Origin of the sequence: Ralstonia flaminis (genome assembly GCF_958415495.1) — a bacterium.
Classification (GTDB): Bacteria; Pseudomonadota; Gammaproteobacteria; order Burkholderiales; family Burkholderiaceae; genus Ralstonia; species Ralstonia flaminis.
This window is the reverse complement of the sequence record NZ_CATZLL010000004.1, coordinates 206,239-220,122: the sequence shown is the minus strand read 5'-3', so window position 1 is coordinate 220,122 and position 13,884 is coordinate 206,239. Positions and strand designations below refer to the sequence as shown.

The window sequence follows — 13,884 nt, the reverse complement described above, 5'->3', positions numbered from 1 at the left end:
GAAGGAGAGCGACCATGACCGTCCGTGTGCAGGAAGCCGACTTCGACCTCGGTGCCGAGATTGCCGCACTACGCGCCGGCCGCCCGAACATTGGCGCGGTGGCCAGCTTTATCGGTACCGTGCGCGACATCAACGACGGAACCGGTGTGTCGGAGATGGAGCTGGAGCACTATCCCGGCATGACCGAGAAGGCACTCGCCAACATCGTGAGCGCGGCCAGGCAGCGGTGGGAGCTGATTGACGCGCTGGTCATCCACCGTGTGGGCAAGCTCAGGCCGGAAGACCAGATCGTGCTGGTGGCGGTGGCCTCCAAGCACCGCGGCGAGTCCTTTGCCGCGTGCGAATTCATCATGGATTACCTCAAGAGCGAGGCGCCTTTCTGGAAGAAGGAGCAGACGCCCGAGGGCGCGCGCTGGGTCGACGCGCGCGTGACCGACGACAAGGCACTCGCCCGCTGGGGAGTCACCACCAGCAACGCGGCTGCCGCCTCCACGGCGGCCAGCGTACCGGCCCAACCCAACGATTACGAATAACAAGGACAGGGCCGCATGAGCGGATTGGGCTTTCTGGCAGTCGGGGTAGGAGCTGCGCTGGGGGCCTGGCTGCGCTGGGTATTCGCTGTACTGTGGAATGCGATCAATCCGGCGTTACCGTACGGCACGCTGGCAGCTAATCTGGTAGGGGGCTACCTGATTGGCGTAGCGGTGGGCTTTTTCGATGTGCATGCAGGGCTGTCACCGGAGTGGCGCCTGCTGGTCATCACCGGGTTCCTCGGCGGCCTGACGACGTTCTCGACGTTTTCCAGCGAGGTCATCGCCAACATCCTGGCGGGTGACTATGCGATCGGCGTGCTGCATGTCGTGGCACATCTGGGTGGCTCGCTGTTCCTCACGCTGCTCGGCCTCTGGACGGTGCGTACATTCAGTTGATTCGCGTCGTTAGCATGCGTCGTGGGTTCACATGGCGAACAACGCACGGACCCGCACGGTGGCACGCCTGAAGCGGAAATGACCATCAGCGCGACCAACGTACCGAACTTCACGAATACGCTGACCGCGGGTGATCGCATTTCGGTAACGACTTCGGGTGAGGCGGTGACTGCCTGCGCACTGAATGAGACGAAAGCGGCACATCAAACGGCGACGCGCCGAGATCCGCATCTCCGCTTGATTTTGTTCAAACCTGCATGAAAACCGGCGTTTCCATGCTTGAAATGCCACCGAAGCTCCCAATCTTTCGGAGCAAGTGAATAATTTCCGCAAGGGGTTTTATATGCGTTTGGACAAACTGACCACCCGCTTTCAGGAAGCGCTGGCCGACGCGCAGAGCCTGGCGCTGGGCAACGACAATCCGTACATCGAACCGATCCACCTGCTGCTGGCGATGCTGCGCCAGCCGGATGGAGCCACCAAGAACCTGCTGGCCCGCGCGGGCGTCAACACGGGTGCGCTGGACACGGCGCTGGACCGTGCCATCAAGCACCTGCCGCAGGTGCAGGGGGGCGAACAGGTGCAGGTCGGCCGAGACCTGGGCAACCTGCTGCAGCAGACCGAGAAAGAAGGCATCAAGCGTGGCGACCAATTCATCGCCAGCGAGCTGTTCCTGCTGGCCGCCGCTGACGACAAGGGCGAGGCCGGCCGCATCGCACGCGAACACGGCTTGGCTCGCAAAGCGCTCGAATCGGCCATCGACGCCGTACGCGGCGGCCAGACCGTCGGCAGCGCCGAGGCCGAAAGCCAGCGCGAGGCGCTCAAGAAGTACACGATCGACCTGACCGAGCGTGCCCGAAGCGGCAAGCTCGACCCTGTCATCGGCCGCGATGACGAAATCCGCCGCGCCATCCAGATCCTGCAACGCCGCACCAAAAACAACCCGGTGCTGATTGGCGAGCCGGGCGTGGGCAAGACGGCCATCGTTGAGGGGCTGGCGCAGCGCATCGTCAATGAAGAGGTGCCGGAAAGCCTGAAGGGCAAGCGCGTGCTCGTGCTGGATATGGCGGGCTTGCTGGCCGGTGCCAAGTACCGTGGCGAGTTCGAAGAGCGCCTGAAGGCCGTGCTCAACGACATCGCCAAGGAAGAGGGCCAGACCATCCTCTTCATCGACGAAATCCACACCATGGTGGGCGCGGGCAAGGCCGAAGGTGCGATGGACGCGGGCAACATGCTCAAGCCCGCACTTGCGCGCGGCGAGCTGCATTGCATCGGCGCGACCACGCTGGATGAATACCGCAAGTACATCGAGAAGGATGCCGCGCTGGAGCGCCGCTTCCAGAAGGTGCTCGTGGACGAACCGAGCGTGGAAGCGACCATTGCCATCCTGCGTGGCCTGCAGGAGAAGTACGAACTGCACCACGGCGTGGAGATTACCGACCCGGCCATCGTGGCCGCGGCGGAACTCAGCCACCGCTACATCACGGACCGCTTCTTGCCGGACAAGGCAATTGACCTGATCGACGAAGCGGCCGCGCGCATCAAGATGGAAATCGACTCGAAGCCCGAGGTGATGGACAAGCTGGATCGTCGCCTGATCCAGCTCAAGATCGAGCGCGAAGCGGTGAAGAAGGAAACCGACGAAGCTTCGCAGAAACGCCTGGAGCTGATCGAGCAGGAGATCGAACGCCTGCAGAAGGAATACGCCGATCTGGATGAAATCTGGAAAGCCGAGAAGGGCGCAGCGCAAGGCACGGCCGTGCTCAAGGAGGAGATCGACAAGATCAAACTTGAGATTGCCAAGCTGCAACGCGAAGGCAAGTTCGACAAGGTGGCCGAACTGCAATACGGCAAGCTGCCCGAGTTGGAAGGCAAGCTGAAGGCCGCGACCGACGCGGAGACCGCCAGCCAGAAGCAGCCGAACAAACTGTTGCGCACGCAGGTGGGCGCGGAAGAAATTGCCGAAGTCGTCAGCCGTGCTACGGGCATCCCCGTGTCGAAGATGATGACTGGCGAGCGCGAGAAGCTGCTCAAGATGGAAGACCGTCTGCACGAACGTGTGGTGGGCCAGGACGAGGCCGTGCGCCTGGTGTCGGACGCCATCCGCCGCTCGCGTGCCGGCATTGCGGACGAAAACAAGCCTTACGGTTCGTTCCTGTTCCTGGGCCCGACGGGCGTCGGCAAGACTGAGCTGTGCAAGGCGTTGGCCGGCTTCCTGTTCGATTCGGAAGAGCACTTGATCCGCATCGACATGAGCGAGTTCATGGAGAAGCATTCCGTGAGCCGTCTGATCGGCGCGCCTCCGGGCTATGTCGGCTATGAGGAGGGCGGCTACCTGACCGAAGCCGTGCGCCGTAAGCCGTACAGCGTGGTGCTGCTCGATGAGGTGGAGAAGGCCCACCCGGACGTCTTCAACGTGCTGCTGCAGGTGCTGGACGATGGCCGCCTGACCGATGGCCAGGGTCGCACGGTGGACTTCAAGAACACGGTGATCGTGATGACGTCCAACCTCGGCTCGCAGTTGATCCAGTCGATGACGGGTGAACCGTTCGATGTGGTGAAAGGCGCCGTGTGGCAGGAGGTGAAGACTCATTTCCGCCCCGAGTTCCTGAACCGGATCGATGAGGTGGTGGTGTTCCACTCGCTCGACCAGCGCAATATCGAGTCGATTGCGCGCATCCAGCTCAAGCGTCTGGCGGCACGTCTGGCGCAGATGGACCTGACGCTGGAGATCACGGACGAGGCGGTTGCCAAGCTGGCCTCCGCTGGGTACGACCCGGTGTTTGGTGCGCGGCCGCTGAAGCGCGCCATCCAGCAGCAGATCGAGAACCCGGTCGCGCGGATGATCCTGGAGGGCAAGTTCGCCCCGAAGGATGTGGTGCCGGTGGACTACCGCGACGGCCACTTCACGTTCGAGCGCGTGGTGCACTGAACTGCGCAGCGTGATGTTTGAGAAAGCCCGTCTTTGTGACGGGCTTTTTTTATGTCTTCATCAACGTGCTGTCAGGTGATGCGTGGCAGGCTGATGCGGAAAATCACGCCGCCTTCCTGCGCATTCGCCGCGTCGATTCGACCGCCGTGTGCCTGCACGATGGCCTGCGAAAGCGCCAGCCCAAGACCCGTACCCGGCGTCTCACTCGCCCGCGCACGCGCGCCACGGTAGAAGCGCTCGAAGATGTGCGGCAGCTCGGCAGGGGGAATGCCGGGGCCATGGTCGCTGACTTGCAGGATGGCGTCGCCATGCTCGGCCGACCAGGCAATCTCGACCGTGGTGCCCGCCGGCGAAAACTTGACGGCGTTGTCCAGCAGATTGCTCAGGGCCAGGGTTGCCGGAGCACGGGCGATACGGATGGGCTGATTCGTGCCCGCCTGGGTGGCGAGGACGATGCCGCGATCCTGGGCGGCGGGTGCGATACGCTTGACGCATGCCTGCACGAGCTCAACCACCGGTACGACCTCCTGCATGCCCTGGTCCTGGCCAGCATCCAGGCGCGCGAGCATCAGCAGTTCTTCCACCATCTGCGTGAGCCGTCCGACTTCTTCCACGCACGAGTGCAGGGTCTCGACATACTCTTCGCGGCTGCGCTCGCGCCGCAGCGTCACCTCAAGCTCGGTACGCAGCCGCGATAGCGGTGAGCGCAACTCGTGCGAGGCATCGGCCGTGAAGCGGCGCTGCATGTCGAAGCCGTGTTCAAGGCGATCGAGCATGTCGTTGAGCGTGTCCACGAGCTTGCCGATATCGTCAGACGTACCGGGATGCGGCAGGCGCTCGTCGAGATTGTTGTCGCCGATTCGGCGGGCCTGCTTGACGACGTTGTCGATGGCACGAAAGACGCGCCGTGTGAGCATGGAGCCCGCCGTGCCGACAGCGAGCAGTAGCGCAATGGCCAGCCCGACGAACAGCACCACTGCCGAGTCCAGGAGCCGATTGACGTCGTCCAGCGATCCCGCAACCTGGATGACCCTGGGGGATGCACCGCCGGTGAGTACCGGCAGCGACACCATGCGCAGCGGCTCTTCGCTGAAATCCTGCAGGGTCTCGAAAACCGTTTCGCCTTGCGTGAGACGGCTGAGCAACGTCGGAGATGTCGGCAGACGGGTCGTGCCCAGGTTGGCACTGCGCGCAAGGACATCCCCTTGTGCATCGACGATCTGCACCAGACGGTCCAGGCGCACCAGGGAAGGTGGCGCCGTGCCTGCAGGCTTTTCATGCACGCGGATGGGTTGGTCTTTGCTACCCAGCAGCATGCCGGCCTCGGTTTCTGCCAGTGCCAGCAGCGCGGCGTCCAGTTGCCGATGGGCGATGCGCGAGAGCTCCCACCACGCGGCAAAGGCCACGCCCGTCACAACGATCAGAATCACAGCCCAGTGCGCAAGGATCAGGCGGCGCTGAAAACTAAACATGGTGATCCGATTGTGCGTGTGCCTGTGTGCTCAGGCGAAAGCCTTGTCCGCGTACGGTTTGAATGAGCGCCGGCAGGCCAGGTGGGTCGATCTTGCGGCGCAGGTTCTTCATGTGCACATCGATCAGGTTGTCGATGGCGATGAGGTCGGCATGCCAGATGTGTTCTGCAAGTTGAGCGCGGCTGACCACGCCACCGGCATGGCGCAAGAGCAGCTCCAGGATGGCGTATTCCTTGGGTGTGACGTCGATGGCCGTACTTGCCCGCATGACCGAGCGTGTGGTGGGTTCAAGCTTGAGGTCACCCATGGCCAGCGCGGGCATCGGCACCAGCCTTGCCCGGCGCAGGAGCGCGCGAACGCGGGCCAGCAGTTCGTCAAACACGAAGGGCTTGGTCAGGTAGTCGTCGGCGCCGGTGTTGAGGCCGGTGATGCGGTCGGTGTGCGCGTCCCGTGCGGTCAGCATCAGGATCGGGGTCTGGATGTCACGCCGGCGCAACTCGGCACAAAACGTCACGCCTTCTTTGCCAGGAAGCATCCAGTCGAGGATGACCAGATCGGCGGACCGGATCATCGGCTCGTGTGCCTCTTCCGCCGCGTGCGCAAGCGCCACCGTAAAGCCTTCTTCTTCCAGGCCTCGTGCCAGCAGGCGGGCGGCTTTGCGGTCGTCTTCGATCAGCAGGATGTTCATCGGGTAGCACAGCACGCATGGGGCGGCAGGACGGCGGGATTCTAGCAATGCGACCGGTTGATGTTCCTGAAGAAGAATTCAGGTTGCGCTGCAACATCGTTGCGTAGCATGGCGACCGCGTCCTCATGGAGCGGATGCGCAGAACATCAACACGCATGTATTGGAGCACGCCATGCAAGCCTCCTCGACTTCTTCCAAACGACTTCTCTATAGCGCCATCACGTTAGCCGTGGCGGGCGCTTGCCTGTGGGGCGCGCTGTCCCTGCATGCCAAGGAGCCCAGTGCTCAGGCGGTGGTCGCCGTTCAGCATCAGGATGACCGCATCGTGATTCCGGAGGCCTCGCCGCTGCGCCGCTCGCTGGTGGTGGCGGCCGCGTCGGAAGACGCCGTTTCTGCGGCGTTCGTGCTGCCGGCCTCGGTGGAGGCCGACCCGGGCAAGCTCGTCAAGGTGTTGCCGCCGCTGTCGGGCCGCATCGTGAGTCTGAACAAGCAGTTGGGGGATGAGGTCAAGGCTGGCGACGTGCTGTTCACGCTCGACTCGGCAGACCTGGCCGAGGCGACCAGCACCGCGGCCAAGGCGCAAGCGGCGCTTGTGCTGGCCAAGAAGAATCTGGATCGCCTGGCTGACCTGGACAAGGCCGACATTACGCCCCGACGCGATCTTGAGCAGGCACAGAACGACTATGCACAGGCCATGAGCGAGGCCGAGCGCGCCAACAACAAGCTGGCACAGCTTGGTGCCAAGGGTGGTGGGGCCAAGGTGTCCGGCGGGCACATTCTGTCGGTGCGCTCGCCCATCTCTGGCCGCGTTGTCGAGCTCAATGGTGCCACCGGCGGGTACTGGAACGACAGCAATGCGTCGGTGATGACGGTGGCGGATCTGTCCCGCGTGTTCGTCACGGCCAACGTGCAGGAAAAGGATCTGTCCAAGGTCTACGTTGGCCAAGCGGCTGCCGTCAAGCTCGATGCCTACGCCGAACCGCTGGCGGCCAAGGTGCGCTACGTGGGCGAAATGCTCGACCCCGACACGCGCACTGTGAAGGTGCGCATGGCATTCGACAACAAGGACGGGCACCTGAAGCCCGGCATGTTTGCGCAGGCCACGCTGCAGGGCCAGCCGCATACCGGCGTGATCGTGCCGATGTCGGCGCTGGTGCAGTCGGGCTTCAACACGCGCACGTTTGTCGAGGTGGCGCCGTGGCAGTTCCAGGCACGCGTGGTCAAGACGGGTGCACAGGTTGGCGACAAGATCGAGATCCTCTCGGGCCTGAAGGCCGGTGAGCGCGTGGTGACCAAGGACGGAGTGCTGCTCAATGATTGAACGTCTGGTCACGCTATGCTTCAACCGGCGCGGCATTGTCGTGCTGGTCTTCCTGATGGCCGCGCTATACGGCTGGTACTCGTGGAAGCAGTTGCCGCTTGAAGCCTATCCCGATATTGCCGACACCAGCTCGCAGGTCGTGACGCAGGTCAATGGCTTGGCGGCGGAAGAGGTCGAGCAGCAGATCACCATTCCGCTGGAGCGCGCCATCATGGGCACGCCCGGCATGCATGTGATGCGCTCCAAGAGCACGTTCGGGCTGTCGCTGATTACCGTGGTGTTTCAGGATGGCGCGGAAGACTATTGGTCGCGCCAGCGCCTGCAGGAGAGCATCAACGGTGTCGATCTGCCCTATGGTGCCAAGCCGGGCATGGACCCGCTGACCTCGCCCATTGGCGAGATCTACCGCTACACGCTCGAATCCAAGACACGCGATCTGCGTGAGCTGTCGGAGCTGCAGTTCTGGAAAGTCATCCCGCGCCTGAAGCAGGTGGCCGGCGTGGTGGATGTGGCCAACTTTGGCGGCCTGACCACGCAGTTCATGCTCGAATTCGATCCGGCCAAGATGACCAAGTACAACGTGTCATTGAGCCAGATCTCGCAGGCCATCCAGGCCAACAACGCCAACGCGGGCGGCAGCATCATGCAACGCGGGGAGCAGGGCCTGGTGGTGCGCGGCGTCGGATTGATCCGCAACTTGGATGATCTCGGCAACGTTGTCGTGAGCCAGAAGGGCGGTGTGCCGGTGTTGATCAAGGACATCGGCCAGGTCGTGCTGGGTAACCACGAGCGCAACGGCATTCTCGGCCGGGACAGCAATCCCGACACGATCCAGGGCATCACGCTGCTGCTGCGCGGCCAGAACCCGTCCGTCGTCATGAAAGGGGTGCACGAGGCCGTGCGCGACCTCAACGAGCACATCCTGCCGAAGGACGTGAAGGTGGTGGCGTATATCGACCGCAGCAAGCTGGTGGAGGCCACCGTCCACACCGTCGGCAAGACCTTGATTGAGGGCATGGTGCTGGTGTCGCTGGTGTTGTTGCTGTTCCTGGGCAGCCCGCGTGCGGCGCTGATCGTGGCGGTGACGATTCCGTTTTCGCTGTTGGCCGCGTTCATCCTGATGCACCACTTCAAGATTCCGGCCAACCTGCTGTCGCTGGGTGCGATCGACTTCGGCATCATCGTCGACGGTGCGATCGTGATGATGGAAAACATCCTGCGCAAGCGTGAAGAAGAGGAAGGGCGCGAGCTGGACGGCGCTGACATCATGGCCGCCGCGCGTCAGGTCACGCGCCCGATCTTCTTTGGCATGGTGGTCATTATCGTGGCCTACCTGCCGCTGTTTGCCTTCCAGCGCATTGAGTACAAGCTGTTCTCGCCGATGGCGTTTGCGGTGGGGTTTGCGTTGTTTGGCGCGCTGCTGGTGGCGCTGTTGCTGGTGCCTGGCCTGGCGTACTGGGCGTATCGCAAGCCGGCCAAGATGTTCCACAACCCGGTGTTGCAGTGGCTGACGCCGCGTTATGAGGGGTTGCTCAACCGGGTGGTCGGCAAGTCGCGCGCCATGATTGGCCTGGCTGTGGCCACGCTGGCGGGGGTGGTGATTCTGGGTGCGTCCATCGGGCGGGATTTCCTGCCCTATCTGGATGAGGGCTCGATCTGGCTGCAGGTGACGCTGCCTCCCGGCATTTCGCTGGACAAGGCATCGGAGATGGCCGGCAAGCTGCGCGAGGCTGCACTGGAGTTTCCGGAAGTCGAACATATCGTCACGCAGGTCGGCCGCAATGATGAGGGCACGGACCCGTTCTCGCCGTCACACATTGAAAGCGCGGTGACGCTGCATCCGTACAGCGAATGGAAGACCGGCCGCGACAAGCAGCAGTTGATTGCCAAGATGGCCGAGCGCTTTCAACAGTTGCCCGGCATTCAGGTGGGCTTCTCGCAGCCGATGATCGATGGCGTGCTCGACAAGCTGGCCGGTGCGCACAGCGATCTGGTGGTCAAGGTCTACGGCAACGACTTTGCGCAGACCCGGCAGTTGACCGCGTCGATCGAGCAACTGCTCAAGACCGTGCCCGGTGCGCAGGACGTGATCATCGATCAGGAACCGCCGCTGCCGCAGGTACGTATCGATGTGGACCGCGCAGCGGCCGCCCGCCTGGGCATCAACATTGCCGATGTGATGGACCTGATCCAGACCGGCATTGGCGGCAGCCCGGTCACGAAGGTGTTCGTGGAAGACCGCAGCTACGACGTGGCCGCACGCTTTGTCGGCACCTCGCGCAACAACCCAGAATCCATCGGAAACCTGACGCTGACCACCGCCAACGGCGCACACATTGCCCTGGCGCAGATCGCCAAGGTGGGCTTTGCCGAAGGGGAAACCACCATCACGCGTGAGATGAACAAACGCCACTTGACCGTGCGGCTGAACTTGCGTGGGCGCGATCTCGCCTCGTTCCTGGAGGAAGCCAAACAGCGCATCGACCAGGAGATTCAGTACGACCACACGCGCAACCAGATTGCGTGGGGCGGCCAGTTTGAGAACCAGCAGCGTGCGCAAGCCCGCCTGGCACTGATTCTGCCGATGGTGCTGGCGCTGATGTTCGTGCTGCTGTTTGCCGAGTTCAAGAACCTGCGCCAGCCTGCGTTGATTCTGTGCGCGGTGCCGTTGGCCACGCTGGGCGGGCTGGTGGCGTTGCATTTGCGCGGCATGACGCTGAACGTGTCGTCTGCGGTGGGCTTCATCGCCCTGTTTGGGGTGGCGGTGCTCAACGCCATCATCATGGTCTCCAACCTGAACCGCTGGAGAAAGCAGCCCGGCCTCAGCCTGAAAGACGCCGTGGTGGGCGGCGCGCGTGAGCGCATGCGCCCGGTGCTGATGACGGCAACCGTGGCCGCGCTGGGTTTGATTCCCGCAGCGTTGGCACACGGTCTTGGCAGCGATGTGCAGCGGCCGCTGGCCACCGTGGTGGTGGGCGGTCTGACCAGCGCAACCGTGCTCACGCTGGTGTTGTTGCCCGCACTGTATTACCTGATTGAAGAGCGAGCCGCCCGACGCAAGCGTCCGGAAGGCCCGGTCGCCTATGTTGCAACGGAGGGGGAATCGTAATGCGCCGCATGACATGTATTGCCGCCAGCGTCGTGCTGTTGGTGACTGCCGCGGGTTGTGCCGTGGGGCCAGACTTCAAGCGCCCGGCGGCTCCGGATGTGCCCGGATACACGGCCAATCAACCGGCGACCACCGTAGCGACACCGACGCAGGACGGGCAGCCCCAGCGCCTGAACCAGGGGCAGGCCGTCTCGGCCAAGTGGTGGACGCTGTTCGGCTCCGACGCATTGAATACGCTGGTGGAAGAGGCCCTCAAGGCGAACCCCGACCTGCAGTCGGCCAAGGCCGCACTGCGTGCCGCCCAGGAAAACCTGGCGGCGCAGCGGGCCGACTTTTTCCCAACGCTAGATGGTTCGCACAACTCGTCACGCACACGGAATGCCAAGGCGATCGCCAGCCCGCTCAAGTCCAACGCGGATCTCTATTCGCTACATACGTCGCAGCTCGTGGTGTCCTACATGCCCGACGTGTTCGGTGGGGTCCGGCGGCAGGTTGAGTCGACAGCAGCCCAGACGGAGGCGGTGCGCTTCGAGTACGAGGCCGCCTACCTGACGCTGACTTCCAGCGTGGTCAATGCAGCCATCCAGGAGGCAGCGCTGCGTGCGCAGGTCAGGGCGACGCAGGAGGCCGTGAAGGTCGCCAACCAGTTGCTGGAAGCCACCCGCAAGCAACAGCGCGCAGGGCTGCTGGGCGGCGCCGACGTGGCTGCGCAGGAAGCCGCGCTCGCGCAGATGGAGGCCAGCTTGCCCCCGCTTGAGAAGCAACTGGCGCAGCAGCGCAACCTCATCACCGTGTTGGCTGGCCGCTACCCGAGCGACGAGATCACGCAGCGGTTCGAGTTGGACGCATTGCATCTGCCGGCTGAACTGCCGCTGAGCCTGCCGTCACAACTGGTTGAGCAGCGGCCCGACATTCGGGCGGCACAGGCGCAACTGCATGCGGCCAGTGCGGACATTGGCGTGGCGATTGCAGCACGCCTGCCCAGCGTGACCTTGACCGGCAACGTCGGCAGCTCGGAGGAGTTGCTGCGCATGCTGTTCTCCAGCGGTACGGGCCTGTGGAATCTCTCGGCTGGCTTGGCGGTGCCGATTTTCCATGGCGGCGGCCTGATGCACCAACAACGTGCCGCAGAGGCCCTGTATGACCAGGCAGCCGCGCAATACCGCAGTACGGTACTGACGGCGTTCCAGAACGTGGCGGATACGCTGCACGCCATCCAAGCCGATGCGCGCTCCCTGCAAAGCGCACACAAGGCCGAACTGGCCGCTCGCAAGAGCCTGAATATGGCGCAGCGCCAACTGGCAGCCGGCATGGTCGGCTCGCCCGCCGTCTTGCAGGCGGAGCAGGCGTATCAGCAAGTCCTGGTGAGCGTTGCGCAAGCCCGCGCGGACCGGTTTGTCGATTCCGTGGCGCTGCTGCAGGCGCTGGGCGGTGGCTGGTGGGCGCGTGAAGAGCAAGTCGCAGGCAGCAGTTAAGCCACGCCATCAAGAAAGAAGAGCGCGATCCTCACCCTGCGAGCGGGCCACCCTCGCAGGGTGTTTTCTTTCTGGGGAGGCTACGTGTCAGTCTCTCTTATGCAAAAAACGATGAACATTCCCTGAAACCATTCGTTCCCCGTACAAGGCCCGCTCGGTAGTCTTGCTCCTATCCAAATCCATAAGACGTAAGAAACGGAGCCAGCAAGATGATTCGCAAGTTTGTCTTCAACACCATCGCGGCTGCCATCGTGGCGGGGGGAACTGTAGGTGCGCACGCGGCAACGACGCTGCTGAACGTGTCGTATGACCCGACGCGCGAACTGTACAAAGAGATCAACACCGAATTCGCCAAGAAATGGAAGGCCGAAACAGGTGAAGACATCACCCTGCGTGCCTCGCACGGTGGTTCGGGCAAGCAGGCACGCTCGGTCATCGATGGCCTGGAAGCCGACGTGGTGACACTGGCGCTTGGCTACGACATCGACGCGATTGCCGACAAGGGCCTGACCGCCAAGGACTGGCAGAAGCGTCTGCCGAACAATGCCTCGCCGTACACGTCCACCATCGTGTTCCTGGTGCGCAATGGCAACCCGAAGGGCATCAAGGACTGGAACGACCTCGTCAAGCCGGGCATTGCCGTCATCACGCCCAACCCGAAGACCTCGGGCGGCGCACGCTGGAACTACCTGGCCGCCTGGGCCTATGCGCTCAAGCAGCCGGGCGGTTCGGACGGAGCGGCCCGCGACTTCGTGCAGAAACTCTACAAGAACGTGCCGGTGCTGGATTCGGGCGCACGTGGTGCAACGACCACCTTCACGGAACGCGGGATTGGCGATGTGCTGATCGCGTGGGAAGACGAAGCACTGCTGGCCTCGCGCGTAGAGGGCAAGGACAAATTTGACGTGGTGGTGCCGTCGATCTCCATCCTGGCGGAGCCGCCGGTGGCGGTGGTGGACAAGGTGGCCGACAAGAAGGGCACACGCAAGGCCGCGGAGGCGTACCTCAAGTTCCTGTACACGCCGCAAGGGCAGGAGATTGGCGCGAAGAATTTCTATCGCCCGACCGACCCGGCCGTGGCCAAGAAGCACGAGAGCGAATTCCCGAAGGTGAAGCTGGTGACCATCGACGATACGTTCGGCGGCTGGCAGAAGGCGCAGAAGACGCACTTTGCTGATGGTGGTCAGTTTGACCAGCTCTATCAACCGGGCAAGTAAAACCCACGCAACGTGTAACGACTCCAGGCGATCCGCATCATGAGCATCCTGACCATCTCCGGCAGCCCTTCGGCGCAATCGCGGTCTGCGCGCCTGCTGGGCCACGTGCGTGCACAGCTTGAGCGCGCTGGCGAGTCGGCGGACCACCTGGACCTGCGCGGCCTGCCAGCCGATGCGCTGCTGGGCGCGCAGGTCTCCAACCCCGCCATTGCCGATGCGGTGGCGCGGGTGGAGGGGGCTGCTGTGGTGATTCTCGCCACGCCGGTCTACAAGGCGGCCTACAGCGGCCTGCTCAAAACGTTTCTTGATCTGCTGCCGCAGAGCGGGCTGCGCGACAAGGTCGTGCTGCCGATCGCCACCGGCGGCAGCCTCGCCCACACGCTGGCGATTGACTATGCGCTGCGCCCGGTGCTGACGGCACTCGCGGCGCGTTCGATCCTGCCCGGCATCTTTGCGGTCGATTCGCAGATCGTCGTGGCCGACGATGGCGTGGTGGTTGACCCACAACTGCAACAGCGTCTCGATGACGGTGTGGAGCGTGTGCACCAGGCGCTTGCGCTGGCACGGCATCCCGCTGTTGCGCAGGTGATCGTCTCCAGCCGCAGCGCGGTGCGCGCCACGTTCCAGACCGCCGGCGCGGAACGAATGCGATGTCTGGCCTGATGCGCTGAACGCGCGTCGCTCGCTCTCGACGTTTTCCGTTGTTGTCATGCCGCGCAGCGCCTGCGCGCGGATCGTGCC

Annotated in this window: 11 protein-coding genes; 9 read left to right on the top strand and 2 right to left on the bottom strand. The window is 63.5% G+C overall.

The window, feature by feature from the left end; genetic code table 11:
• The first annotated feature begins 14 nt into the window (after positions 1–14).
• The 4 genes from moaE to clpB all read left to right on the top strand — a co-directional run bounded on the left by moaE (position 15) and on the right by clpB (position 3,861).
• Positions 15–533 carry a molybdopterin synthase catalytic subunit MoaE gene (gene moaE / locus R2N11_RS07890; RefSeq protein ID WP_316680741.1) on the top strand — a complete coding sequence of 173 codons (519 nt, stop codon included), beginning with the start codon at positions 15–17 and terminating at the stop codon, positions 531–533.
• Positions 534–548: 15 nt separating this feature from the next.
• Positions 549–929: a fluoride efflux transporter CrcB gene (gene crcB, locus R2N11_RS07885; protein WP_199027544.1), complete on the top strand. Its 381-nt coding sequence runs from the start codon at positions 549–551 to the stop codon at positions 927–929.
• Positions 930–1,007: 78 nt separating this feature from the next.
• Positions 1,008–1,190 (top strand): hypothetical protein, encoded by a 183-nt coding sequence (locus R2N11_RS07880; RefSeq protein WP_316680740.1) that lies wholly within the window; start codon positions 1,008–1,010, stop codon positions 1,188–1,190.
• Positions 1,191–1,272: 82 nt separating this feature from the next.
• A complete protein-coding gene (gene clpB, locus R2N11_RS07875) occupies positions 1,273–3,861 on the top strand; it encodes an ATP-dependent chaperone ClpB (RefSeq protein ID WP_199027546.1) in 2,589 nt (862 codons plus the stop codon).
• A gap of 71 nt (positions 3,862–3,932) precedes the next feature.
• Here the strand turns inward: clpB and R2N11_RS07870 are convergent, their stop codons facing one another.
• Together R2N11_RS07870 and R2N11_RS07865 are read right to left on the bottom strand one after the other, a co-directional pair.
• A complete protein-coding gene (locus tag R2N11_RS07870; RefSeq protein ID WP_316680739.1) occupies positions 3,933–5,333 on the bottom strand; it encodes a sensor histidine kinase in 1,401 nt (466 codons plus the stop codon).
• Positions 5,326–6,021 carry a response regulator gene (locus R2N11_RS07865; RefSeq protein ID WP_316680738.1) on the bottom strand — a complete coding sequence of 232 codons (696 nt, stop codon included), beginning with the start codon at positions 6,019–6,021 and terminating at the stop codon, positions 5,326–5,328. The genes R2N11_RS07870 and R2N11_RS07865 overlap by 8 nt, the downstream gene beginning before the upstream one ends.
• A 172-nt stretch (positions 6,022–6,193) precedes the next feature.
• Between R2N11_RS07865 and R2N11_RS07860 the strand changes: the two genes are divergently transcribed.
• From R2N11_RS07860 to ssuE, 5 genes are all read left to right on the top strand, one after another.
• Positions 6,194–7,342 carry an efflux RND transporter periplasmic adaptor subunit gene (locus R2N11_RS07860; protein ID WP_316680737.1) on the top strand — a complete coding sequence of 383 codons (1,149 nt, stop codon included), beginning with the start codon at positions 6,194–6,196 and terminating at the stop codon, positions 7,340–7,342.
• Positions 7,335–10,451: an efflux RND transporter permease subunit gene (locus tag R2N11_RS07855; RefSeq protein ID WP_316680736.1), complete on the top strand. Its 3,117-nt coding sequence runs from the start codon at positions 7,335–7,337 to the stop codon at positions 10,449–10,451. Before R2N11_RS07860 ends, R2N11_RS07855 begins: the two co-directional genes overlap by 8 nt.
• Complete coding sequence (locus R2N11_RS07850) at positions 10,451–11,926, top strand: efflux transporter outer membrane subunit (RefSeq protein WP_316680735.1); 1,476 nt, start codon at positions 10,451–10,453, stop codon at positions 11,924–11,926. The genes R2N11_RS07855 and R2N11_RS07850 overlap by 1 nt, the downstream gene beginning before the upstream one ends.
• A 209-nt stretch (positions 11,927–12,135) precedes the next feature.
• A complete protein-coding gene (locus tag R2N11_RS07845) occupies positions 12,136–13,143 on the top strand; it encodes a sulfate ABC transporter substrate-binding protein (RefSeq protein ID WP_316680734.1) in 1,008 nt (335 codons plus the stop codon).
• Between the two features lie 39 nt (positions 13,144–13,182).
• Positions 13,183–13,806, top strand: coding sequence for an NADPH-dependent FMN reductase (gene ssuE, locus R2N11_RS07840; protein ID WP_199027559.1), 624 nt, complete (start codon positions 13,183–13,185; stop codon positions 13,804–13,806).
• Positions 13,807–13,884: the final 78 nt, after the last annotated feature.